Origin of the sequence: Rhodococcus sp. ACT016 (assembly GCF_050477185.1) — a bacterium.
In the GTDB taxonomy this organism is placed as follows: domain Bacteria; phylum Actinomycetota; class Actinomycetes; order Mycobacteriales; family Mycobacteriaceae; genus Prescottella.
Window position 1 is genome coordinate 2,053,416 of the sequence record NZ_JBEAET010000001.1, and the last position, 24,292, is coordinate 2,077,707.

Consider the following 24,292-nt stretch of genomic DNA (forward strand, 5'->3'; position numbering starts at 1 on the left):
CCCGAGCCCGCCGTCAGCGCACTGCGTGATCGCTGATCACACGAACACGTGACTAGCCACGGATCATGTTGCGCAGCACGTACTGCAGGATGCCGCCGTTGCGGTAGTAGTCCGACTCACCGGGGGTGTCGATGCGGACGACCGCATCAAACTCTGTACGAGACCCGTCCGCCTTGGTGGCGGTGACCTTCACGGTGCGCGGCGTGGTGCCCGCGTTGAGCTCCTCGATGCCCGCGATGTCGAACACCTCGGTGCCGTCCAGACCCAGCGATGCAGCCGACTCACCGGCCGGGAACTGCAGCGGGATGACGCCCATGCCGATGAGGTTCGAGCGGTGGATGCGCTCGAACGACTCGGTGATGACGGCCTTGACGCCGAGCAGGCTGGTGCCCTTGGCAGCCCAGTCACGCGACGAACCCGAGCCGTACTCCTTGCCGCCCAGGACGACCAGCGGGATGCCGGCCTTCTGGTAGTTCTGCGACGCGTCGTAGATGAACGCCTGCGGCGCACCCTCCTGGGTGAAGTCGCGGGTGTAGCCACCGGAGACACCGTCGAGCAGCTGGTTCTGCAGACGGATGTTCGCGAACGTGCCGCGGATCATCACCTCGTGGTTACCGCGACGCGAGCCCAGGGAGTTGTAGTCCTTGCGCTCGACACCGTTGGCGTCCAGGTACTGCGCGGCCGGGGTGCCGGGCTTGATCGGGCCGGCCGGCGAGATGTGGTCGGTGGTGACCGAGTCGCCGAGCAGCGCCAGGACGCGAGCGCCCTTGATGTCGGTGACCGGAGCCGGATCCATCGTCATGCCGTCGAAGTACGGCGCCTTGCGGACGTAGGTCGAGTTCTCGTCCCACGCGAAGGTGTCGCCCTCCGGGGTGGCCAGGTTCTGCCAGCGCTCGTCGCCCTTGAAGACGTCTGCGTAGGACTTGCGGAACATGTCCTGGCTGATCGCCGACTTGATGGTGTCGTCGATCTCCTGGGCGGAAGGCCAGATGTCCTTCAGGAAGACATCGTTGCCGTCCTTGTCCTGACCCAGCGCGTCGGTCTCGAAGTCGAAGTCCATCGTGCCGGCCAGCGCGTACGCGATGACGAGCGGCGGCGACGCCAGGTAGTTCATCTTGACGTCGGGGGAGATGCGACCCTCGAAGTTGCGGTTACCCGACAGGACAGCGGTGACCGACAGGTCGTTGTCGTTGACCGCCTTGGAGATCTCCTCCGGCAGCGGGCCCGTGTTGCCGATGCAGGTGGTGCAGCCATAGCCGCCGAGGTAGAAGCCGAGCTTCTCGAGGTACGGCCACAGGCCGGCCTTCTCGTAGTAGTCGGAGACGACCTGCGAACCCGGAGCCATGTTGGTCTTGACCCACGGCTTGGTCTCGAGGCCCTTCTCGACCGCGTTGCGGGCGAGCAGTGCCGCGCCGAGCATGACCGACGGGTTCGAGGTGTTGGTGCACGACGTGATGCCGGCGACCACGACGGCGCCGTGGTCGAGCACGAACTCACCGCGCTCCTCGGAGCGGACGTCGACCGCGTTGGACGGACGGCCCTTCGAGCCGTTGGCGGCCGACGGAACCGTGGCCTCGTCGTTCGCGGTGGACGGCTCGACCGGATCCGACGCCGGGAAGGACTCCTCGACGGCCTCGTCCAGTGCGGAGTGCGCAGCCTCGGCACCGTTGGTGACGTAGGTGACGATGTCGCGGCGGAAGGCGTCCTTCGACTCCGACAGCAGGATGCGGTCCTGCGGGCGCTTCGGGCCGGCGATCGACGGCACGACGGTGCCGAGGTCCAGCTCGAGGTACTCGGAGTAGGCCGGCTCCTTCGCGGCGTCGTGCCACATGCCCTGCTCCTTGGCGTACGCCTCGACGAGCGCGAGCTGCTCGTCGCTGCGGCCGGTCAGGCGCAGGTAGTTGATGGTCTCGCCGTCGATCGGGAAGATCGCTGCGGTCGAACCGAACTCGGGGCTCATGTTGCCCAGGGTCGCGCGGTTGGCCAGCGGGACCTCGGCGACACCGGCACCGTAGAACTCGACGAACTTGCCGACCACACCGTGCTTGCGCAGCATGTCGGTGACGGTGAGCACGACGTCGGTGGCGGTGACGCCCGGCTGGATCTCGCCGGTCAGCTTGAAGCCGACGACGCGCGGGATCAGCATGGAGACCGGCTGGCCGAGCATCGCGGCCTCGGCCTCGATGCCGCCGACGCCCCAGCCCAGCACGCCCAGGCCGTTGACCATCGTGGTGTGCGAGTCGGTGCCGACGCAGGTGTCGGGGTACGCCTGGCCGTTACGGGTCATGACGGTGGGCGCCAGGTACTCGATGTTGACCTGGTGCACGATGCCCATGCCCGGGGGGACGACCTTGAAGTCGTCGAACGCGCCCTGGCCCCAGCGCAGGAACTGGTAACGCTCACCGTTGCGCTGGTACTCGAGGTCGACGTTGCGCTCGAGGGCGTCGGCGCGGCCGAACACGTCGAGGATGACCGAGTGGTCGATGACCATGTCGGCGGGGGAGAGCGGGTTGACCTTGTTCGGGTCGCCGCCGAGGGTGGTGACGGCCTCACGCATGGTGGCGAGGTCGACGACGCAGGGGACGCCGGTGAAGTCCTGCATGATCACGCGCGCGGGCGTGAACTGGATCTCGACGCTCGGCTCGGCCGAGGGATCCCAGTTCGCGATGGCGCGAATGTGATCGGCGGTGATGTTGGCGCCGTCCTCGGTGCGCAGCAGGTTCTCGGCGAGAACCTTCAGCGCGTAAGGCAGCTTCTCGGTGCCGGGCACGGCCGAGAGGCGGAAGATCTCGTACGAGTTGTCTCCGACCTCGAGCGTTCCCTTGGCGCCGAACGTATCAATACTGGTGGTCACGTCAGCTCCACTCGTCTTTGAGGTTCGCCGTCGACGGGGCTGTGTCGACGGCTGAAGCGAGGCACGCGAACAGTGCCCGGTTCGATCGGCGAACCGAACCCGACAGTTCCGCGGGCGTCTCGGAGCAAGTCTAACAGTACGCTTGTCCTGTGAGACTGCAGGGTCTGGCGACGGAGTGTGTGCAGCGTCGGATCGGCACGCGTCGGTCCAATCCTCACGCAGTCGGCGCGCGGGCGCAACGGAGGGAGACGCTGCGGCGATAGGTCGTCACGTACTGTGCTTTCCAGGCTTCCCCCGCCTGCCCCGCGAGTCCCTGTCTGCCCACCGATCCCGGATGAGAGATGCCTGCTCCTATCGCGCCCGCCCGCCTGCCGTTCGCTGCCACGATTCCCGCCGACGTGTCCGTGGACTCGGTGCTCGCGGATCTGTCGGACGGCGGTGTCTCGGCACCGGAAGCGGACGTCGCGGAACTTCGCGCCGTCGTCGCGCGCGCGAACGAGCACGGGGTCGATCTGAAAATCGTTGTGCTCGAAAAGGATCCGTGGCGTCCCGAGCAACTGCGCGATCTCGCGACCGAGGTCGGTACGGTCGACGGCGGCACGGTGCTGGTTCTGAGCCCGTCCGCGCCGGGGACCTACAGCGACACCGTCAGTCGCGTCGTGCTCGAGGGTGCACAGGACCGCACCTACACCGGGAACGCGGTGCAATCAGCCGACAATTTCGTCGACGAGATCACCGCACCTCACATGTCCTGGGGGCTGATCACGGCGCTGCTCGTGCTCGTCGTCGCGCTCGTCGGCGGGGTGTCGTACGTCGCGAAGGTCCGTCGAGGACCGTCGTCGACGGCGGGCGGGCCCGCCTCCTCGCAGTCGGTCGCGGAAGCCTCCACTGCGGACGCGGAATCCGACCGACTCGCCGACTGATCGGGGCTCGCCGGCCGCGCGTCGCGGACTTGGCCGCGGGTACCCGCGCCCCCGTATCCGACCAATTCTCTCGGGTGGAATTGCAGCGCCGACATTTGTGACAAGAGTTCACCAGAGCGCGCGAAGTGTCGTACGGTGCCAATGGCTCTTTTTGGGGAAGAAGTGTCGCAAGAGTGATGTGACGATTCGCGTGACAGGTGTGTCGTCACGTGACCTGTGCGTCCCCCGGCGGTCCGCCGCCGGGGACGTACCTCCCCGCACGGAACGGGCATACAGCCGTTCCCGTCGCAGCAGTAGGGAGGATGTTGTGAGGCGAAGGAGTTCACGCGCAGGCGTGCGACGTCCGGGCTTCTCACGTGCGCGGTCGCGGCTCGCGCGGGTGGTACTGGGTGTCGGTGTCGTCGGTGCGCTCGTCGTGGGCATGCCCGGCATCACTGCCGCGGTGCCGCCGCCACCGCCCAATCCGTCCGACGCCGAGATCGAGAGCGGCAACGCCCAGGTGTCTGCCGGTGTCGCGCAGGTCGGTGACCTGATCAATCAGGTCGCGACCGCGAACCAGCAACTGGCTCGGCTCGACGACGACGTCGCGATCAAGCGCGAGGACGTCAACCGCGCGCTTGTCGACCTCCAGTCCGCCCGGGACGCGGCCGACGCCGCGGGAGGGCTGGTCACCCAGAGTCAGCAGGCGCTGCGGGACGCGAGCACGCAGATCGAGCAGGCGCAGCAGCGGTTCACCGACTACGCGGTCGAGAGCTACACCAAGGGACGCAACGTCGCGTCGCTGTCGTCCTTCTTCGGCGCCAAGGGGCCCGATGACATCCTGGATCGAGCCCAGGTCATGCGACTGCTCTCCGCGAGCCAGAAGGCAGTGCTCGAGAACCTGCAGCGGGCGCGGACCGAACAGGCCAACAAGGATTCGGCGGCGCGTGAAGCCAAGCAGCGCGCAGACGCTGCGGCGAACGCGGCCGAGTCCAAGAAGACCGAGGCCGAGCAGGCCATCGCGAGTGCCCGCGCCGCTCTGCAGGAACAGGCGTCCCGCAAGGCCGAGATCGAAGCGTCGCGGAATTCCGCGCAGACGCAACTCGACGCCGCCCGCGACAACGTGGCGGGTCTGCAGGGGCAGCGCGAGGCCTACACCGCGTGGGACAACCAGCGCCGAGCGGAGGAAGCGGCGGCCGCCGCCGCTGCAGCGGCAGCGCAGGAGGCGGCCCGGCGCGCCGCCGAGGACCGCGCCGCGCAGGAGCGGGCAGCGCAACTCGCGGACGGTCAGCGCCCGCACACCCAACTCGACGAGGACTCCGGTGGCTGGTCGCCGCCCGCGCCGGCGAAACCGAAACCGATGGCCCCGGCCGTCACCGGTAGTGCAGCTATCGAGACGGTGATCGACCGCGGCATGTCGCAGCTCGGCGTCCAGTACGCGTGGGGCGGCGGCAACGAGAACGGCCCGACGCTCGGGATCCGGGACGGCGGTGTCGCCGACAGCTTCGGGGACTTCAACAAGGTGGGCTTCGACTGTTCGGGGCTGATGATCTACGCGTTCGCCGGTGTCGGGATCTCGCTGCCGCACTACACCGGCTACCAGTACACCGCGGGCACGCAGGTGCCGTCGTCGGAAATGCGCCGCGGCGACATGATCTTCTACGGCGCCAACGCGAGCCAGCACGTCGCGCTGTATCTCGGGGGCAGGCAGATGCTCGAGGCGCCGCAGTCCGGTTCGGTCGTTCAGGTTTCGCCGGTGCGATGGGACGGGATGACGCCCTACGCTGTCCGAATGGTGTCCTAGCTCACGGCGGCTGGCGTCGTCCTTGTGTCGGGTATCGCCGGCACCTGGAATAGTTGAGCGGACAGGCAAGTCGATCCGATCGATCTAGGTGGAAGCGGGGATTCTTGGTGACCTCACGTGACGGTGCTGTGGCGGGATCCGGCTCGGAGGGAGCGGTGCACGGGGGCATGGGAGGTCCGGCCGCCGATCTCGCGCGGGACGTACAGACCCTCGAACGCGCGATCTACGAGGTCAAGCGCGTCATCGTCGGGCAGGACCGGCTGGTCGAGCGGATGCTCGTCGGTGTGCTCGCGAAGGGCCACGTGCTGCTCGAGGGTGTTCCCGGTGTCGCCAAGACGCTCGCGGTGGAGACGTTCGCGAAGGTCGTCGGCGGTTCGTTCTCCCGCGTCCAGTTCACTCCGGACCTCGTTCCGACGGACCTGATCGGCACCCGGATCTACCGGCAGGGCCGGGAGGAGTTCGACACCGAACTCGGACCCGTCGTCGCCAACTTCCTGCTCGCCGACGAGATCAACCGCGCGCCGGCGAAGGTGCAGTCCGCGCTGCTCGAGGTGATGGCCGAGCGGCACGTGTCGATCGGCGGCAAGACGTATCCGATGCCCGAGCCGTTCCTCGTCATGGCAACCCAGAACCCGATCGAGAACGAAGGCGTGTACCCGCTGCCGGAGGCGCAGCGCGACCGCTTCCTGTTCAAGGTCCTCGTCGACTACCCGTCTGTCGAGGAGGAGCGCGAGATCGTCTACCGCATGGGTGTCGCCGCGCCCGAGCCGAGCCAGATCCTCGACGCCCAGGAATTGGTCCGGCTGCAGGCGGTGGCGAGCAATGTGTTCGTCCACCACGCCCTCGTCGACTACGTGGTGCGGGTGATCGCCGCGACCCGCACGCCGCGGCAGTTCGGCCTCGACGACGTCGCCGGCTGGATCGCGTACGGAGCCTCCCCGCGTGCGACGCTCGGCATCATCTCCGCGTCGCGCGCGCTCGCGTTGCTGCGGGGCCGCGATTACGTCGTCCCGCAGGACGTGCTCGAGGTCATCCCTGACGTGCTGCGGCACCGTCTGGTGCTGTCGTACGACGCGCTCGCCGACGAGGTGTCGCCCGACGACGTGATCGTCCGGGTGCTCCAGACTGTCGGGTTGCCGCAGGTCGGTGCGCAGCCTGTGGTGCAGCCGGCGCCGCCGACGTTCGAGCCCGGCGCGGTGCCCGCGGCGACCACCCCGCTGCAGTGAACTCGTCTGCGGCCGCGGTGCCGTCGTTCCGCTCCGGATCGTTGCGCGATCCGGAGATGACCGCCGCGCTGCGGACGCTCGAGCTCACCGTCCGCCGACGGCTCGACGGCGTCCTGCACGGCGACCACCTGGGCCTGATCCCGGGCCCGGGCTCCGAGCCCGGCGACGCGCGCGAGTACCAACCGGGCGACGACGTCCGACAGATGGACTGGTCGGTGACCGCCCGGACCACGCACCCGCACGTGCGGCAGACGGTGGCCGACCGTGAACTCGAGACGTGGCTCGTGATGGACCTGTCGTCGAGCCTGGACTTCGGCACCGCGTCGTGCGAGAAGCGTGACCTCGCGATCGCGGCCGCGTCGGCGGTCACGTTCCTTTCCGGTGGCAGTGGGAACCGGATCGGCGCGATCGTCGCCACCGGGGACCGGCTGCAGCGCATCCCGGCCCGCGGCGGGCGCATCCACTCGCAGGCGATGCTGCGCCGGATCGCGTCCACCCCGCACGCCGCGGACGGTGTTCGCGGGGATCTGCGCGGTGCGCTCGAATCTCTCCGCCGGCCACAGCGTCGCCGCGGGCTGGCGGTCGTCGTCAGCGACTTCCTCGGACCGATCGACTGGGAGCATTCGTTGCGGGCGCTGTCGGGTCGACACGACCTCCTCGCGGTCGAGGTCCTCGACCCCCGCGACCTGGAACTGCCCGACGCGGGCGACGTGGTGCTGTTCGATCCGGAATCCGGTCGGACACGCGAGTTCTCGACGACACCGAAGCTGCGCGCGGACTTTGCGCGCGCAGCGGCCGCGCACCGCGCGGACGTCGAGGCGACGCTGCGCAGGTGTGGCGCGCCGCGGCTGAGCCTGCGCACCGATCGGGACTGGATCGCCGACGTGGTGCGGTTCGTCTCGGCCCGTCGGCACAGTTTCGGCGCCCCGTCGTCCCGCACGGGGTCGGCGGGCGCGGGCCGGGTGGCGCGCGGATGAGCTTGTCGCAGTTCACATCCCCGTGGTGGTTGCTGTTCCTGGCGGTCGTTGCCGTGCTCGCCGTGGGATACGTGCTGATCCAGCGCCGTCGGCAGAAGCACGTGTTGCGGTTCGCGAACATGGAACTGCTCGAGAAGGTGGCGCCCAACCGGCCGAACATCACTCGGCACCTACCCACGGCACTGCTGCTCGTCGGTCTGCTGTTCCTGACCGTGGCCCTCGCCGGGCCGACCGCGGACAAGCGGGTCCCGCGTAACCGGGCGACGGTGGTGCTCGTGATCGACGTCTCGCTGTCGATGAAGGCGACCGACGTCGAACCGAGCCGCCTCGCCGCGGCGCAGGAGGCCGCCAAGTCGTTCGCCGACGGGCTCACGCCCGGGATCAACCTCGGCCTGGTTGCGTTCGCCGGCACGGCCTCGGTGCTGGTGTCGCCGACCCCCAACCGGGACGAGACCAAGGCCGCGATCGACAACCTCTCGCTCAGCGAACGCACCGCGACCGGTGAGGCGATCTTCACGTCGCTACAGTCGATCGACACCCTGGCGGCCGTCCTCGGCGGCAGCGAGCAGGCGCCACCCGCGCGCATCGTGCTGCTGTCCGACGGCAAGCAGACGGTGCCGGAGAGCCCGACCGACCCCCGCGGCGGATTCACTGCGGCCCGCCAGGCGAAGGAGAAGGGCGTCCCGATCTCCACGATCTCGTTCGGCACCAGCCACGGGACCGTCGAGATCGAGGGCGACCGGATCCCGGTCCCGGTGGACGACCCGTCGCTGCGTGAGATCGCGGACCTGTCGGGTGGCAGCTTCTTCACCGCCTCGAGCCTCGAAGAGCTGCGCGACGTCTACGACACCCTCGAGGAGCAGATCGGCTTCGAGAACGCCCGCGGCGACGCCAGCCGGCCGTGGCTCGTACTCGGCGTGCTGTTCAGCGCCGCCGGGCTCGCGACGGCCCTGGTACTGCGCCAGCGGCTGCCCTGACCTCTGCTACACGACCGTCCAGTTCGTCGATTTCCTCCACCTACGCCCGCAATCGATGGTCGAGCAGATAGGTTGATCGCATGTCGAATACCAGCACCCCGCCCCGCTCCGTGCTCGTGACCGGAGGCAACCGCGGCATCGGACTCGCCGTCGCGCAGCGCCTCGTCGAAGACGGACACAAGGTTGCCGTCACCCACCGCGGATCCGGGGTGCCGGAGGGGCTGTTCGGCGTCAAGTGCGATGTCACCGACGCGGACTCGATCGACCGCGCGTTCAAGGAGGTCGAGGAGCACCAGGGGCCCGTCGAGGTCCTGGTCGCCAACGCGGGAATCACCGACGACACGCTCCTGATGCGCATGGACGAGGAGCAGTTCTCGCGCGTCATCGACGCCAACCTGACGGGTGCCTTCCGCTGCGCCAAGCGCGCCAATCGGGCGATGCTGCGCGCGCGCTGGGGGCGGATGATCTTCCTGGGTTCGGTCGTCGGCCTCGCCGGCCAGGCGGGCCAGATCAACTATGCGGCGTCGAAGGCCGGTGTCATCGGCATGGCCCGGTCCATCACCCGGGAACTCGGTTCGCGCTCGATCACCGCGAACGTTGTCGCGCCGGGCTTCATCGAGACCGATATGACCGCGGATCTGTCGGACGACCTCCGCGATACCGCGAAGAAGTTCATCCCGCTGCAGCGGCTGGGTCGGCCCGAGGACGTCGCCGCGGTGGTCAGCTTCCTCGCCTCCGACGACTCCGGCTACGTCTCCGGCGCCGTCATCCCCGTGGACGGCGGCATGGGCATGGGCCACTAGTCCCGTCCGAAACCTCACGCACTCACAGACTTTCATACAGGAGGACCATCACCCATGGGCGGACTGCTCGAGGGCAAGACCATTCTCGTCACCGGCATCATCACCGACGCGTCGATCGCGTTCCACGTCGCGAAGGTGGCGCAGGAGCAGGGCGCGAAGGTGATCATCACCGGCTTCGACCGGCTGCGGTTGATCGACCGGATCGCGCAGCGCCTGCCGCAGCCGGTGCCGCCGGCCGTCGAGCTGAACGTCCAGGACGACGAGCACCTGGCGACCCTCGCCGACCGCGTCCGTGAGCTGGCCCCGGAGGGCATCGACGGCGTGGTGCACTCGATCGCGTTCTCGCCGCGGTCGGGTCTCGGCGCACCGTTCCTGGACGCGCCCTGGTCGGACATCTCGAACGCGATGGAGATCTCGGCGTACTCGTACGCATCGCTGGCCAAGGCGCTGCTGCCGGTCCTCAACGACAACGCGTCGATCGTCGGCATGGACTTCGACCCGTCGCGCGCGATGCCGTTCTACAACTGGATGGGTGTGTCCAAGGCCACCCTCGAGGCCGTCAACCGATACGTCGCCAAGGAGGTCGGCGGGCGCGGCATCCGCTCGAATCTCGTTGCGGCCGGCCCGGTCAAGACTCTCGCCGCGAAGGCGATCGCGGGCGACGCGACCGGCCCGGGTGCCGAGCTGAACAAGCTGAACACCGCGTGGGACGCCGCCGCCCCGATCGGCTGGGACGTCGACGACCCGACGGCCGTGGCCAAGAGCGTGTGCACGGTGCTGTCGGACTGGCTGCCCGGCACCACCGCGTCGATCATCTACGTGGACGGCGGCTTCCACGCGGTGGTCGGCTGACCCGTCCGCGGCGGCGGTTCGGGGACGGGCGAGAATGAGGGCATGAGCGGTCACCGGGACACGGAATTCGACGCACTACTCGTGCTCTCCTTCGGAGGACCCGAGAAGCCGGAGGACGTGCGACCGTTCCTCGAGAACGTCACCCGGGGTCGGGGCGTCCCACCGGAGCGCCTCGACGCCGTCGTCGAGCACTACATGCACTTCGGCGGCGTGTCCCCGATCAACGCCCTCAACCGCGACATCATCGCGCGGGTCGAAGGCGAATTGCGCGAGACCGGAATCGATCTGCGGGTCTACTTCGGTAACCGCAACTGGGATCCGATGATCGAGGAGACCGTCGCCCGCATGCGGGAGGACGGCGTGCGCAATGCGCTCGTGTTCCCGACGTCGGCGTGGGGCGGTTACTCGGGGTGTCGGCAGTACCACGAGGACATCGTCCGGGCGCGCGCCGCGGTCGACGGCGCCCCGACGCTGTCGAAGCTGCGGCAGTACTACGACCATCCGTTGCTGATCGCCTCGTTCGCCGATGCGATTCGTGCTGCGCGGCAGGAGCTTTCGGAGGACGTCCGGGACCGGGCGCGGCTGGTGTTCACCGCGCATTCGGTCCCGGTCGCCGCCGACGCGAACGCCGGGCCGCCCGCGGAGGGTGGACACCTCTACAGCCGCCAGGTCGCCGAGGCGGCGCGCCTGTGCGCGGAGGCGGTCGGCGTCGACGAGTTCGACCTGGTGTGGCAGTCGCGATCGGGTCCGCCGCAGGTGCCGTGGCTCGACCCCGATATCTGCGACCACCTCGACGCGGTCGCGGCGTCGGGCGCACCGGCGGTGATCGTGTGCCCGGTCGGGTTCGTGTCCGACCATCTCGAGGTGGTGTGGGACCTCGACACCGAGGCCCGTGCCAAGGCTGCGGAACTGGAAATCGAATTCGTGCGCGTCGCCACGCCTGGCACCGATCCGCGATTCGCCACGATGGTGCGGGAGCTCGTCGAGGAACGACGCTCGGGTGCGGCGCCGGCGCGGCTCGGCCGCGAACCGCTGCTGGGCACCTCCGTCGACGGACGCCTGTGCGCCGTCGACTGCTGCGCGCCGGTCCGCCGGCCGGGCACCCGCTGATCCCATCGGGGCTCCTGCTTGACCTCAACCACCGTTGAGTTTCTAGGTTCGCTGAATGACCGAGATTCTGCGTATCGACAAGTTCCACGTCCCCGAGTCGTCCCTGGACGAGTTCCTTGCCAAGGTGCGGGAGACCCACGACGTGCTGGGGCACATGGACGGCGTCGTCGCGAACGATGTTGGCCGACTGCAGCAGGGCGACAGCCACTTCAACGTGGTGACCGTCGTGAAATGGAGGGACCGGCCCGCACACGATGCGGCTGGGCGTGTCATGGCTGAACGTGCCCGCACCTCCGGTTTCGACAGAGCCGAGTTCTGGGAACGACTCGGCGTCGAGGCTGATCTGGGCACGTATGCGACGTAGGCGTTCCCTCATCGGAGTGGTGCACGCGGCCTGTTTCCGGATGGAAACCACTCGGCGGGCTATGTTGGGCGGGTGCACGACAGCCTCTACCACCGTTTCGAGTTCACCTTCATCGTTCCGCTGCTGACGGTTTCGCGGGAGGCGACGGTCCAGAAGGAGTTCGACGGTCGGGTCCACGATCACGGCGGCCTACAGCTATTGACCGTGACGGCGGAGGGTATGCGCTGCGCGACGGCGGGGATGAGCCTGGTCGACCACCTGGTGGGCGAGGGAGTTCGCCCGCTGCGCACCCACCCGGACCTGGTGACGCGTCAGGACATCGCCGATCGCGCCGGTGTGACCCGCCAGGCGGTGGGGCAGTGGGTGCGCGGAGTTCGCCAGCGCGGCACCCCGTTCCCGGTCCCGTTCAACACGGTCTCCGGTGGCATCTGGCTGTGGGGCGACGTGTACGCGTGGCTACGCCGGCACGACTACGGCCGCGAGACGGGCCTGCGGTACCCGACGCTGGACGAACACGTCCGGATCGACCGGCACATCGTGATGAACCACCGCGACGGCTGACGTCGGATCAGGCGCGGTGCGTGGAGCGGGCGCAGGCCGACACGGCCGCCACCCGAGCGGTCCGTACCGCCGTCCACAGCGGGCGCAGCAGTTCCTCGCGGGCCGCGGCGCTCGACGCCGACGGGGCTTCGGTAGGTGAATCGTTCTCGGCCACAGCGAGAATCGTGGCCACCTGGTCGGCCGAATCGAGGATGCGCAGCGCGCGGGTCGGCACGGTGTCGGGGTAGCGGTGGTGTGCCCGGTCGTCGAGGGCCTCCGCGATGCGTCTGCGCGGGTCGGTGCCCGGGCGTCCGGTACGCACCGACGACAGCTGCAGGAGGGCGTCGGCGGCGTCCCGGATCGCTTCCCGCATCGCGTACTCGGCCGCACCGAGTCCGGTGTGCTCGCCGGGCGCCGGTACGGTCGCGATCGGAAAGACCGTCCAGCGCAGCACATCCGGTCCCTCGACGACGGGGACGAGTCCGATGCCCGGCTGACCGGTCTCGCCGACGAGGACGCCCTCACCGGCGTCGAGGGCGGCGCGGGCGAAGCCGGTGCCGGCGGGCAGCCCGCGGACGTCGCCGGGCGCGGGCAGCACCAGTCGGACCTCGGCGGCGTCGGCCGCGGCGGCCTGGCGCACCAGACGGAGCAGGATCGGACCCGCGCCGTCCTGCACACCAGGCCAGTCCAGGCCGACCGACAGCGCGGTCGCGGCGTCGGACGCGCCCACGATGTGCATCGGCGCCCACTGGTGCAGGGCGTCGATCACGTCGTCGGGGGCACTGTCGCCGGAGAGCCAGGAACCGGCCCACACGGTCAGCGTCGCGCTGGGAGAACTCACGGTAAACGAGCATAGGACGGCGTGGCGGGATCCGCGCCCACCCCCGCTCGCATAGCGTGAGGTGCCGTGAACGCGAGCAACAAGTACGGCGACATCTTCGCCGGTCATCCCCGGACCCGGAAGCCCCAGACCCCGCAGGTCGCCGCGGATCGGGATCTGGTGGTCGAGGACGCCGCCACCGGATTCTGCGGGGCCGTCGTCGGCATCGAACGCACCTACGACGGCGACTTCGTGCGCCTGGAGGACGCCGCCCGCCGCACCCGGTTGTTCGCGATGCGCGAGGCCGCGTTCCTGATCGACGGCCGTCCCGTCACCCTGGTCCGGCCCACGCCGCAGGCGCAGAAGGCGCCGCAACGGTCGGCATCGGGGTCGACGAAGGTCGCGGGGCTGCGTGCCCGCACGGCGCTGCCCAGCCGGATCTGGGTGGAGGGCGTCCACGACGCCGCGCTCGTCGAGCGGGTGTGGGGACACGACCTGCGCGTCGAGGGCGTCGTCGTCGAGCACCTCGAGGGCCTCGACAACCTGGCCGACCGGCTGGCCGAGTTCGAGCCGGGGCCGGGCCGCAAGGTCGGTGTCCTCGTCGACCACCTCGTCACCGGTTCCAAGGAGGAACGGCTGACGCAGGGGCTCGGCCCGTACGTGATGGTCACCGGGCACCCGTACATCGACGTGTGGGAGGCGGTGCGGCCGAAGGCCGTCGGTATCGAGGCGTGGCCGCGGATCCCGCACGGCCGGGACTGGAAGACGGGCGTGTGCGACACCCTCGGCTGGGGAACCCCGCAGGACGGGTGGCGTCGGGTCTACGGCGCCGTCGACAGCTTCCGGGACCTCGAGGCACCGCTGATCGGCGCGGTGGAACGGCTCGTCGACTTCGTGACGGCGGACCAGTAGTAGTCCACGGCGGGAATTCTCCCGCGTCTCGCTCAGCGGAACCTCTGGTTAGATGGTGCTGTGGCAGCTCTGATTTGGCTGGTGGCGGGGGTGTTGTTGGCGGCTGCGGAGGCGTTGGCGGGCGAGTTCTTCCTGCTGATGCTTTCCGGTGGCGCGCTGGTGACGGCCGGCTTCAGCGCGGTGACCGACTTTCCGGTCTGGGTCGATGCGATCGTCTTCGGCGTCGTGTCGCTCGCCCTCGTCGTGGGGGTGCGGCCGGCGTTGTTGAAGCGTTTCGAGAAGCCGCCGCTCAAGCTGATGAATACTGCTGCCTTGCCCGGCAAGCAGGCGCTGGTCCTCGAGGAGGTCGCCGCGCACAGTGGTCAGGTCAAGCTCGACGGTGATGTGTGGACCGCGCGTCCGCTCGACGTCACCGAGGTGTACCCACCGGGGACGACAGTCACGGTGATGGAGATCGACGGCGCGACCGCCGTCGTATGGAGGGGACCGTAGGAGAGATGGCTGCACTGATAGTTCTGGCGGTACTGGTCGTACTCGTCGTCATCGTGGTCTGGAAGTCGGTGGCACTGGTGCCGCAGGCCGAGGCTGCCGTGATCGAGCGCCTGGGCCGCTATGCGAGGACCGTGTCCGGTCAGTTGACGTTCCTGGTGCCGTTCGTGGACCGGATCCGGGCGAAGGTCGACCTGCGGGAGCGGGTCGTGTCGTTCGCGCCGCAACCGGTGATCACGCAGGACAACCTGACGCTGTCGATCGACACGGTCGTGTACTTCCAGGTGACCAACCCGCAGGCCGCGGTCTACGAGATCAGCAACTACATCGCTGCGGTCGAGCAGTTGACCATCACCACGCTCCGCAACGTCGTCGGCGGCATGACCCTGGAGGAGACGCTGACGTCTCGCGACTCCATCAACGGGCAGCTGCGCGGAGTGCTCGACGAGGCCACCGGCCGGTGGGGTCTGCGCGTCGCCCGCGTCGAGCTCAAGAGCATCGATCCGCCGCCGTCGATCCAGGAGTCGATGGAGAAGCAGATGAAGGCCGACCGCGAGAAGCGCGCGATGATCCTCACTGCCGAGGGACACCGCGAATCGGCGATCAAGACCGCCGAGGGCGCCAAGCAGAGTCAGATCCTCGCGGCCGAGGGTGCCAAGCAGGCGTCGATCCTCGGGGCCGAGGGCGAGCGCCAGTCGCGGATCCTGCGCGCGCAGGGTGAACGGGCCGCGAAGTATCTGCAGGCGCAGGGCGAAGCCAAGTCCATCGAGAAGGTGTTTGCCGCGATCAAGGCCGGCCGACCGACTCCCGAGATGCTCGCGTACCAGTACCTGCAGACGCTGCCGCAAATGGCGCAGGGTGACGCGAACAAGGTGTGGCTGGTGCCCAGTGATTTCGGTGACGCCCTCAAGGGCTTCGCGAAGACGCTCGGCGCCCCCGGCGACGACGGCGTGTTCCGGTACGAGCCCAGCCGCACCGACGACGAGGACCTGCCCCGTCCGGAGGACGACTCCGAGGAGATTGCCGGCTGGTTCGAGACGAAGGCCGATCCCGCAGTCGCCCAGGCAGTTCGCGCGGCCGAGGCCGTGGCGCGGACCCCTGTCGATAGTCCGCTGTCCCAGGAGCACCTGCTCGGTGGCTCCGAGCAGCACGAGGAGCTGCCACCGGGACAGGTGTAGTTCCGTGCTGCGCTGGTTGGAGCGCGAACCGGTCCAGCGTTGGGCCGGGACGCTGTTCCTGGCGTGGTTCGTCGTCCTGATCGGACCGTCCGCCGTCGACCGGATGACGTCCGAACCGTCGGCGTGGGACTGGGCGTGGCTCGGCATCGTCGTGTTCGCCCTGGCAGTCTCTGCTGTGTCCACGGTGCGGGCGTGGCGGAACCGGAACGAACCGCGGGGTGGGACGGCTCGGGTTGCGCCGGCGGACGTTCCGGTCGGGGACGTGCGTGCTGCGATCGCGTCGACGTTCGAGCGGATCTCGGCGATCAAGGCGCTGCGCGAGATGCATCCCGGGCTGGGACTGCGCGACGCGAAGGACCTCGTCGAGTCGCAGCCGCCGTATCGGTAGTCGACGCTGGTCCTGTCAGGTGACCAGCGCGCGCCCGACACCGGCGACAGCGATCGCCCACAGGACGCTGGTGAAGGTGCCGATGATGAACTGCTCCGACGCGTGCGGTTCGCGCAGTTCGGGGTAGCGGGCCAGGCCCTTGACGGCCAACACGATCGCGATGCCCTCGGGCCAGCCGGCGAGGATGGATACCGCGACGGCGGTCCGCTCCAGCAGGCCGATCACGCGGCCGCCGCGGAGCGGGCCGTCGTCGGGTTCCGGTCCGGCGTCGGGCTGCTTGCGTGCGAATCGGAAGGCGGCGAGCACCATCGGGGCGCCGCCGGTCGCTGCCGCGGCCACCGTCAGGACGTACGTGGCGCCGAGGGCGAATCCGTGGACCGGTGGCGCGGCGGTGGCGGCGAGTGCCGCACCGGCCAAGGCGAGAACGGCAGCGACCGGTGCCAGTTGGGCGACGATCCCTGCAGGTCGGGAGGCTGCCCCCAATCGCCCCGCCACCGTCCCCACGAGCGCCGCGATCCCGATGAGCGTGAGGCTGAGTGCGGTCATCGATCGGCCCTCCCGAGCAGTCGTGCGGCAAGCCGCCGTCCGGCTACCTCAGCCTGCCATCCTGCCGCGGAAAGACGTTGCGACACGGCTTGTTTGCTGATCCCGAGTTCGGCGGCGGCCTCGGCCTGGGTGAGTCCGCGTTCCATCAGCTCCACCGCGGCCCGACCCTGCGGCGACCGCCGCGCCACCAGCAGTGCAACCAGGGAGAGGGCCGTGTCGGCGTCCAGCGCCGCATCCGGGTCGGCGGCCTCGACGGCCACGGCGGCGGGCGCCTTCTTCGCCCGTTCGACGGCGGTCCGTGCCGCCTCGAAGGCCGGACCCCGACCCGCCCGCGTCTGGACGGGGAGCGGTTCCTCGACTGCCCCGACGCCCACGCCGACACTCCAGTGCCCGCGGCGGACGAGATCGAGCGCGAGATCGACGACGGTCGCCGGGTCGTCGGCGACCGCCTGGACCTCGTCACCTGCGGTGCGTTCGAACGGTCGCAGGAGTGGGCGCTGCGCGAGGTCGGCCAGGAGCGGCGCGACGCGGTCGATGTCGCGTCGACTGCCGCGTTGGTCCACAGTCAGGACGTACATAGAGCAAGGCTAAGAGCTTGATTCGTCAATATCAAGCTTCAGGGCTTTACTTCTTGAAGTTCAGTCTCGATCCTTGACCGGTGCGTTCGTGACGGGTGTTCGGGCGTCGACGAACAGTCCGAGGACGCCGACGGCGATGCAGACCCCGGACACCGCCAGCATTGCCGGATCGGTCTTGCCGGTGAGCGCGTCCGCCAGCAGTACCACGCCGACTGTGCCGGGGAGGGCCCCGACGACGGTCGCGACGGTGTAGGGGAACACCCGGATCGACGACACCCCGCAGCAGTAGTTGACCACCGAGAACGGGATCGCGGCGATCAGCCGGAGGGATCCGACCGCGAGCCACCCGCGGCGCGCCAGGCGCTCGTCGACGGCCTTCACCGCCGGGTGGGTCAGATGGGCGGCGACCGCGTCGCGACCGATCGCCCGCACCACCAGCAGCGCGAGAACCGCGCTGACCGTCGTGGCGGCGAGCGCAACCGCGATGCCCGTGGTCGCCCCGAACAGCACACCCGCGCTGACCGTGAAGATGGTGCGGGGGATCGGCGCCATCGTCACCACGACGTGCACGAGGAAGAACAGCACCACGAAACCCGGGCCGACGGCATCGGCCCACGCCCGGATCTGGTCGATCGACGGGTGCGGAACCATCGCGGCGACGACGAACAACACCGCCAACCCGGCGAGGGCGCCGAGAACTCGGGGATCCCTCAGTCGCGCAATCACGATCGGTCAGGATACCCCCGCGGCCGCCGCGGCTCCGGCACGAACGCGTCGCCTCAGTGCGCCGGCGCGGCGGGACTGCTCGGCCGCCGACACGTGACGGTGGCGACCGCGCACACCCGGCCGTCGGCGCCGGTGCTCGTCACGCGGGCGACCGCGACCGAGCGACCGGCCCGAATCACCTCGGCGGTGAACACGACATCGACGTCGACCGGCGCCGGGCGGAAGTAATTGATGCGCATCGACGCCGTGTGCATCGGCGCGTCCGGGGTGCTGAGGGCCGCGTTGCCGACCAGATCGATCGCGCTCGCCTGGATGCCGCCGTGCATCACCCCGAGCTTGTTCGCCAGGGCCGAATTCGGGGGCACGACGAGACGGACGCCGTCTGCGCGGTCCAAGCGTCCGCCGAGGCGCGTGAGCGGAGACGCCGAGGCCGCGGGCATCGTGTCGGCGTCGGCGAGCGGACGCACGATGCCGGTGCTGCGGTCGGCGCTGCCGTCGACGAAGTTGCCCCAGGCAGTCCCGGTCGCGACCAGGGTCCCGGCGCTGTCGCGGATCTCCGTGGCGCCGACCCCGCCGTCCTCTGTGATCGTCACCACACGGCCGTCGGCGCGGACTTCGGGGCCGATCCAACCGGTCGGTGTGATGAAGTCCACTGACAGATCCGCGGTGACGAGGCCGGTGCGTGCGCCCCGGTGGTCCCAGAGCGTGAACCCGAGGATGTCGTCGACGAGAATGCCCAGCGTAGCGGTGGGGGAGACGGCCCCGGTGTCGAGGCCGTCGATATCCATGACGATGCGGTTGAAGCCGTCCAGTCGCTGCGGCGAACGCATTCGGAACAGCCGCTGCGGGGTGATCGACACACCTTCTTCCAGGACGTTCGCAACGCTCATGATTCGAGGCTAACGAACCGCGGGTGGCCTCACGCGGGCGATGGGGCGGGTGCGGTTAGCATCACAAGTCAGGGGACGGTAATCGTCCCATTTGTTTGTCCGATTGTTCTGTCCGATTGGAAGACCGTTCGCCATGAGCGATCGCACACGAGAGTGAGAGGGAGTCGCCCCGTGTCACCAGCTTCAGAAGCCGAGGACGCCGCGCGCGCCTACTCGGAATGGCAGCAGGCCGTCGCCGGCGTGCTCGCCAAGTCGCGTCGAGTGGACGCCGCCGAGCTGGGCCCGGAACCGCAGAAGCTTCTCGAGACCACCACGTACGACGGCGTGACCGTGTCGCCGCTGTACTCCGGACGCGACGAGCTCCCCGAGTCCCCGCTGCCCGGACAGTTCCCGTTCGTCCGCGGCGCCGACGGCAGCCGTGACGTCAACGCCGGTTGGCTGGTCGCCGCGCTCTTCGGTCAGGACGCGCAGAACGCCGCCGAGGTCAACCGCACGATCCTCGACGGCCTCGAGAACGGCGTCAGCGCCGTCCGGCTGTCGCTCGGCGGCGAGAACCTCCCCATCGCCGCGCTCGACCTCGCGCTCACGGGTGTCCTGCTGGATCTGGCGCCGCTGACGCTGGAGGCCGGTGCCGACGCCGTCGCCGCCGCGCAGCAGCTGTTCACGCTCCTCGACGCGCGTGCCGCCGCCGGTGACGGCGTGACCGACCGCGCCCAGGTGCGGGTCGGACTCGGTGCCTCGCCGCTCACCGACGCGTTCTCCGGTGCCGCCGGCGTCGAGCTCGCGGACGCGGTCGCTCTCGCCGACACCGCCTCGGCCCGGGCCGAGGCGGTGCGGGCGATCACGGTGGACGGCACCGTTTTCCACAACGCGGGCGCCGGTGACGCCGAGGAGCTCGGTGCGGCCGTCGCGGCCGGCGTCGAGTACCTGCGGGCGCTCACCGAGCAGGGCCTGACGATCTCGGCGGCCCTGGGTCAGCTCGAGTTCCGTCTCGCGGCCACCGACGACCAGTTCCAGACCGTCGCGAAGTTCCGTGCCGGACGCCAGGTCTGGGCGCGGGTCGCGCAGGTGTGCGGTGCCTCCGAGTTCGGTGGCCAGGTCCAGCACGCGGTGACCTCGGCGGCGATGATGTCGCAGCGTGATCCCTGGGTGAACATGCTCCGCACGACCCTGGCCGTGTTCGGGGCCGGTGTCGGCGGCGCCGACTCGGTGACCGTCCTGCCGTTCGATGTCGCGCTGCCCGTGGGTGCCGCAGGCGTCTCGAAGTCGTTCTCCGACCGCATCGCCCGCAACACGCAGTTGCTGCTGCTCGAGGAGTCGCACCTCGGACGCGTCCTCGATCCAGGCGCCGGATCGTGGTACGTCGAGCAGCTGACGCAGCAGGTCGCCGACAAGGCATGGGCGTTCTTCCAACAGATCGAGGCCGCCGGCGGCTACCGCGCCGCGCTCGCTGCCGGTCTCGTCACCGATCGCATCGCCGCCACCAAGGCCGCTCGCGACGCCGACATCGCGCACCGCCGGACCGCGGTCACTGGCATCAACGAGTTCCCGAACCTAGGCGAGGCCCCGCTGCCCGCAGGCGCCGCCGAGGCCGGTTCCACCGTCGCCGGCGTGACCGTCGCCCGCTACGCCGCCGCATTCGAGGCGCTGCGCGACCGCTCGGACGCCTTCCTCGCCGCGAACGGCGCCCGGCCCCAGGTGCTGCTGGCACCGCTGGGCTCCGTCGCCGAGCACAACGTGCGCACCACCTTCGCGACGAACCTCCTCGCCTCGGGTGGCATCGAGGCCGTCAACCCGGGTCAGCTGGATCCGGCCGACGGCGGGATCGCCACGGCCGTCAAGGAGTCGGGCGCGACGATCGCGGTGCTGTGTGGCACCGACAAGCGCTACGGCGAGCAGGGCGCCGCGGCTGTCGCCGCACTCCGCGAGGCCGGCATCGAGCAGGTGCTGCTGGCCGGACCGGAGAAGATCTTCGCCGAGGTCGAGGGTGCCGAGCGCCCCGACGGATTCCTTACCGCTCGCATCGACGCAGTCGCGGCCCTGACCGAACTGCTCGGCGCTATCGACGGTGACAACAAGTGAGTGGGAGCATCGAAGTGACAACGAACGAGGTCAAGCACCTCATCGGCAGTTTTGCCGACGTCGCGTTGACGGACCCGGAGTTCCCACAGCCGGCCGCTCCCACCGCGGAGCAGACCGAGGCGCTGGTCGAGAACCTCGCGACCGCCAACAACTACACCGCCGAGCAGGTCGTGTGGTCGACGCCCGAGGGTATCGACGTCAAGCCGGTCTACACCAAGGCCGACCGCGACGCCGCCGAGGCCGACGGCTACCCGCTGGGCAGCTACCCCGGGGCGGCCCCGTTCCTGCGCGGCCCGTACCCGACGATGTACGTCAACCAGCCGTGGACCATCCGCCAGTACGCGGGCTTCTCCACCGCCGCCGAGTCCAACGCGTTCTACCGCCGAAACCTCGCGTCCGGTCAGAAGGGCCTGTCGGTCGCATTCGACCTCGCGACGCACCGCGGCTACGACTCCGATCACCCGCGCGTGCAGGGTGACGTCGGTATGGCCGGTGTCGCGATCGACTCGATCCTCGACATGCGTCAGCTGTTCGACGGCATCGACCTGTCGCAGGTGTCGGTGTCGATGACGATGAACGGCGCGGTGCTGCCGATCCTCGCGCTGTACGTCGTGGCCGCCGAGGAGCAGGGCGTCGCCCCCGAGCAGCTGGCCGGAACCATTCAGAACGACATTCTGAAGGAGTTCATGGTCCGCAACACCTACATCTACCCGCCGAAGCCGTCGATGCGGATCATCTCCGACATCTTCGCGTATACGTCGGCGAAGATGCCGAAGTTCAACTCGATCTCCATCTCGGGCTACCACATCCAGGAGGCCGGTGCGACCGCCGACCTGGAGCTGGCGTACACGCTCGCCGACGGCATCGAGTACATCCGCGCCGGACTCGACGCGGGCATGGACATCGACAAGTTCGCGCCGCGCCTGTCGTTCTTCTGGGCGATCGGCATGAACTTCTTCATGGAGGTCGCCAAGCTCCGCGCCGGGCGTCTGCTGTGGGCCGAGCTGGTCGAGAAGTTCGCTCCGAAGAACTCGAAGTCGCTGTCGCTGCGTACCCACTCGCAGACCTCCGGCTGGTCGCTCACCGCGCAGGACGTCTTCAACAACGTCGGCCGCACGTGTGTCGAGGCGATGGCTGCGACGCAGGGCCACACCCAGTCGCTGCACACCAACGCGCTCGACGAGGCGATCGCGCTGCCGACCGACTTCTCGGCCCGCATCGCCCGCAACACGCAGCTGCTGATCCAGCAGGAGTCGAACACGGTCCGTCCGATCGACCCGTGGGGCGGCTCGCACTACGTCGAGTGGCTCACCAACGAGCTCGCGAACCGGGCCCGCGCCCACATCGCCGAGGTCGAGGAGGCCGGCGGCATGGCGCAGGCCATCGGTGAGGGCATCCCGAAGCTCCGCATCGAGGAGGCTGCGGCCCGCACCCAGGCCCGTATCGACTCCGGTCGGCAGCCGCTGATCGGCGTCAACAAGTACGTGCCGGACGAGCCGGACAGCATCGAGGTCCTCAAGGTCGACAACACCAAGGTGCGCGCCGAGCAGATCGCGAAGCTCCAGCAGCTGCGCGCCGAGCGCGACGAGGCCGCCACGCAGGCCGCACTCGCCGAGCTCACCCGCGCCGCCGCCTCGACCGAGGGCGGCATGGAGAACAACCTGCTCGCGCTGGCGATCGACGCGGCCCGCGCCAAGGCGACCGGTGGTGAGATCTCCGACGCGCTCGAGAAGGTGTACGGGCGCCACCAGGCCGAGATCCGGACCATCAGCGGTGTCTACCGGGACGAGGCCGGAAAGGTGAGCAACATTTCCAAGGCAATCGAGCTCGTCGAGCAGTTCGCCGAGGAGGAGGGACGTCGTCCCCGCATCCTCGTCGCGAAGATGGGCCAGGACGGTCACGACCGAGGCCAGAAGGTGATCTCCACCGGCTTCGCGGACCTCGGCTTCGACGTCGACGTGGGACCGCTGTTCCAGACCCCCGAGGAGGTCGCCCAGCAGGCGGCCGACGCCGACGTCCACATCGTCGGTGTGTCCTCCCTCGCCGCCGGTCACCTCACGCTGGTGCCGGCGCTGCGGGAGGCCCTCGCCGCGGTGGGTCGCCCCGACATCATGGTCGTGGTCGGCGGCGTCATCCCGCCGGGCGACTTCGAGGAGCTGTACCAGGCCGGTGCCGCTGCGATCTTCCCGCCCGGCACGGTTCTCGCCGACGCGGCGATCGGTCTGCTGCAGAAGCTGTCGGAGCAGTTGGGACACGATCCGATTGCCGCCGACTAACCGTCCGCCGCTCGATCTGGCTGCGCTCGGTGACGCGGTCCTGGAGGGCCGGCGAAGTGACGTCTCCAAGGCGATCACTCTCGTCGAGTCCACTCGGGCCGATCACCGGGAGCAGGCGCAGCAGCTGCTGCTGCGCCTGCTCCCGCACGCCGGCAACGCGATCCGAGTCGGTATCACAGGTGTTCCCGGCGTCGGCAAGTCGACGACGATCGAAGCCCTCGGGATGCATCTGCTCTCGTTGGGGCACAAGGTTGCCGTGCTCGCGGTCGACCCGTCGTCGACCCGGACCGGCGGCTCGATCCTCGGCGACAAGACCCGGATGCAGAACCTGTCGGTGGAGCCGAACGCGTTCATCCGGCCGTCCCCGACGTCGGGCACGCTCGGTGGTGTCGCGAAGGCGACCCGCGAGACGATGGTGTTGCTCGAGGCCGCCGGCTACGACGTGATCCTCGTCGAGACGGTCGGTGTCGGGCAGTCGGAAGTGACGGTCGCCAACATGGTCGACACGTTCACGTTCCTCACCCTCGCGCGGACCGGTGACCAGCTGCAGGGCATCAAGAAGGGCGTCCTCGAGCTCGCCGACATCGTCACCGTCAACAAGGCCGACGGCAAGCACGAGACCGAGGCACGGGTCGCGGCCCGCGAACTGTCCGGTGCGTTGCGCCTGATATATCCGCACGACGCGCTGTGGAAGCCCCCGGTGCTGACGATGAGCGCGCTCGAGAACATCGGCGTCGACAAGTTCTGGGACGAGGTGCTCCGGCACCGCAAGGTCCTCGGTGACGCCGGCGAACTCGAACGCAAGCGGCATCAGCAGCAGGTGGACTGGACGTGGTCGATGGTCCACGACCAGTTGCTGCGGCGCCTCGACTCGAACGAACGGGTCAAGGCGATTCGCGGCGACGTCGAGGCACAGGTGCGCGACGGGTCGCTCACCGCGGCCTTGGCCGCGCACCGGCTTCTCGATGCGTTCGACGGAGCCGAATAGCGTTCACAGC

General features: G+C 69.3%; 23 protein-coding genes. 17 read left to right on the forward strand and 6 right to left on the reverse strand.

The genetic code is table 11. From position 1 onward, the window contains the following. Positions 1-52 precede the first annotated feature (52 nt). Complete coding sequence (gene acnA / locus ACQ5DX_RS09590; protein WP_430332401.1) at positions 53-2,854, reverse strand: aconitate hydratase AcnA; 2,802 nt, start codon at positions 2,852-2,854, stop codon at positions 53-55. Positions 2,855-3,195: 341 nt separating this feature from the next. Between acnA and ACQ5DX_RS09595 the strand changes: the two genes are divergently transcribed. The 10 genes from ACQ5DX_RS09595 to ACQ5DX_RS09640 all read left to right on the forward strand — a co-directional run bounded on the left by ACQ5DX_RS09595 (position 3,196) and on the right by ACQ5DX_RS09640 (position 12,430). Further along, positions 3,196-3,777, forward strand: coding sequence for a DUF6676 family protein (locus ACQ5DX_RS09595; RefSeq protein ID WP_430332402.1), 582 nt, complete (start codon positions 3,196-3,198; stop codon positions 3,775-3,777). Positions 3,778-4,084: 307 nt separating this feature from the next. After that, the gene (locus tag ACQ5DX_RS09600) at positions 4,085-5,560 is read left to right on the forward strand and encodes an NlpC/P60 family protein (RefSeq protein ID WP_430332403.1); all 1,476 of its coding nucleotides are present in this window, start codon (positions 4,085-4,087) and stop codon (positions 5,558-5,560) included. 167 nt (positions 5,561-5,727) lie between these two features. Further along, positions 5,728-6,786 (forward strand): AAA family ATPase, encoded by a 1,059-nt coding sequence (locus ACQ5DX_RS09605; RefSeq protein ID WP_430335607.1) that lies wholly within the window; start codon positions 5,728-5,730, stop codon positions 6,784-6,786. A gap of 56 nt (positions 6,787-6,842) precedes the next feature. Continuing rightward, positions 6,843-7,763, forward strand: a complete 921-nt coding sequence (locus ACQ5DX_RS09610; protein ID WP_430335608.1) for a DUF58 domain-containing protein — start codon at positions 6,843-6,845, stop codon at positions 7,761-7,763. Continuing rightward, positions 7,760-8,740 (forward strand): VWA domain-containing protein, encoded by a 981-nt coding sequence (locus ACQ5DX_RS09615; RefSeq protein WP_430332404.1) that lies wholly within the window; start codon positions 7,760-7,762, stop codon positions 8,738-8,740. Before ACQ5DX_RS09610 ends, ACQ5DX_RS09615 begins: the two co-directional genes overlap by 4 nt. 80 nt (positions 8,741-8,820) lie before the next feature. Next, positions 8,821-9,543, forward strand: coding sequence for a 3-oxoacyl-ACP reductase FabG1 (gene fabG1, locus ACQ5DX_RS09620; protein WP_430332405.1), 723 nt, complete (start codon positions 8,821-8,823; stop codon positions 9,541-9,543). Between the two features lie 54 nt (positions 9,544-9,597). Next, entirely contained in the window at positions 9,598-10,395 is a 798-nt protein-coding gene (inhA, locus tag ACQ5DX_RS09625) for an NADH-dependent enoyl-ACP reductase InhA (protein ID WP_280760607.1), read from the forward strand. A gap of 42 nt (positions 10,396-10,437) precedes the next feature. Continuing rightward, positions 10,438-11,505, forward strand: a complete 1,068-nt coding sequence (locus ACQ5DX_RS09630) for a ferrochelatase (protein ID WP_430332406.1) — start codon at positions 10,438-10,440, stop codon at positions 11,503-11,505. Between the two features lie 55 nt (positions 11,506-11,560). Continuing rightward, positions 11,561-11,869: an antibiotic biosynthesis monooxygenase family protein gene (locus ACQ5DX_RS09635; protein WP_430332407.1), complete on the forward strand. Its 309-nt coding sequence runs from the start codon at positions 11,561-11,563 to the stop codon at positions 11,867-11,869. Between the two features lie 72 nt (positions 11,870-11,941). Next, a complete protein-coding gene (locus tag ACQ5DX_RS09640; protein ID WP_430332408.1) occupies positions 11,942-12,430 on the forward strand; it encodes a helix-turn-helix domain-containing protein in 489 nt (162 codons plus the stop codon). Between the two features lie 7 nt (positions 12,431-12,437). Here ACQ5DX_RS09640 and ACQ5DX_RS09645 read toward each other — a convergent pair whose 3' ends face one another. After that, complete coding sequence (locus ACQ5DX_RS09645; RefSeq protein ID WP_430332409.1) at positions 12,438-13,250, reverse strand: hypothetical protein; 813 nt, start codon at positions 13,248-13,250, stop codon at positions 12,438-12,440. A gap of 66 nt (positions 13,251-13,316) precedes the next feature. Here ACQ5DX_RS09645 and ACQ5DX_RS09650 point away from each other — a divergent pair, with 66 nt between their 5' ends. The 4 genes from ACQ5DX_RS09650 to ACQ5DX_RS09665 are packed head-to-tail and all read left to right on the forward strand — an operon-like array spanning position 13,317 to position 16,196. Next, positions 13,317-14,141 (forward strand): DUF3097 domain-containing protein, encoded by an 825-nt coding sequence (locus ACQ5DX_RS09650; protein ID WP_430332410.1) that lies wholly within the window; start codon positions 13,317-13,319, stop codon positions 14,139-14,141. A gap of 60 nt (positions 14,142-14,201) precedes the next feature. Then, a complete protein-coding gene (locus ACQ5DX_RS09655) occupies positions 14,202-14,633 on the forward strand; it encodes an NfeD family protein (protein ID WP_430332411.1) in 432 nt (143 codons plus the stop codon). 5 nt (positions 14,634-14,638) lie between these two features. Next, positions 14,639-15,808: an SPFH domain-containing protein gene (locus tag ACQ5DX_RS09660; protein ID WP_430332412.1), complete on the forward strand. Its 1,170-nt coding sequence runs from the start codon at positions 14,639-14,641 to the stop codon at positions 15,806-15,808. A 4-nt stretch (positions 15,809-15,812) separates the two neighbouring features. Beyond that, entirely contained in the window at positions 15,813-16,196 is a 384-nt protein-coding gene (locus ACQ5DX_RS09665; protein WP_430332413.1) for a ribosomal protein L7/L12, read from the forward strand. Between the two features lie 15 nt (positions 16,197-16,211). On the opposite strand, the gene ACQ5DX_RS09670 is transcribed toward ACQ5DX_RS09665, so the two are convergent. The 4 genes from ACQ5DX_RS09670 to ACQ5DX_RS09685 are packed head-to-tail and all read right to left on the reverse strand — an operon-like array spanning position 16,212 to position 18,936. Then, entirely contained in the window at positions 16,212-16,742 is a 531-nt protein-coding gene (locus ACQ5DX_RS09670; RefSeq protein WP_430332414.1) for a hypothetical protein, read from the reverse strand. Beyond that, complete coding sequence (locus ACQ5DX_RS09675; RefSeq protein ID WP_430332415.1) at positions 16,739-17,320, reverse strand: helix-turn-helix domain-containing protein; 582 nt, start codon at positions 17,318-17,320, stop codon at positions 16,739-16,741. Before ACQ5DX_RS09675 ends, ACQ5DX_RS09670 begins: the two co-directional genes overlap by 4 nt. 60 nt (positions 17,321-17,380) lie before the next feature. Continuing rightward, the gene (locus ACQ5DX_RS09680; protein WP_430332416.1) at positions 17,381-18,046 is read right to left on the reverse strand and encodes a TVP38/TMEM64 family protein; all 666 of its coding nucleotides are present in this window, start codon (positions 18,044-18,046) and stop codon (positions 17,381-17,383) included. Positions 18,047-18,099: 53 nt separating this feature from the next. Beyond that, positions 18,100-18,936, reverse strand: a complete 837-nt coding sequence (locus ACQ5DX_RS09685) for a PaaI family thioesterase (protein WP_430332417.1) — start codon at positions 18,934-18,936, stop codon at positions 18,100-18,102. A 171-nt stretch (positions 18,937-19,107) separates the two neighbouring features. Between ACQ5DX_RS09685 and mutA the strand changes: the two genes are divergently transcribed. The 3 genes from mutA to meaB are packed head-to-tail and all read left to right on the forward strand — an operon-like array spanning position 19,108 to position 24,282. Further along, complete coding sequence (gene mutA / locus ACQ5DX_RS09690) at positions 19,108-21,018, forward strand: methylmalonyl-CoA mutase small subunit (protein WP_430332418.1); 1,911 nt, start codon at positions 19,108-19,110, stop codon at positions 21,016-21,018. Positions 21,019-21,032: 14 nt separating this feature from the next. After that, positions 21,033-23,294, forward strand: a complete 2,262-nt coding sequence (gene scpA / locus ACQ5DX_RS09695; RefSeq protein ID WP_430332419.1) for a methylmalonyl-CoA mutase — start codon at positions 21,033-21,035, stop codon at positions 23,292-23,294. Further along, on the forward strand, positions 23,281-24,282 hold the full coding sequence (gene meaB / locus ACQ5DX_RS09700) for a methylmalonyl Co-A mutase-associated GTPase MeaB (RefSeq protein ID WP_430332420.1): 1,002 nt from the start codon (positions 23,281-23,283) through the stop codon (positions 24,280-24,282). Before scpA ends, meaB begins: the two co-directional genes overlap by 14 nt. Positions 24,283-24,292 lie beyond the last annotated feature (10 nt).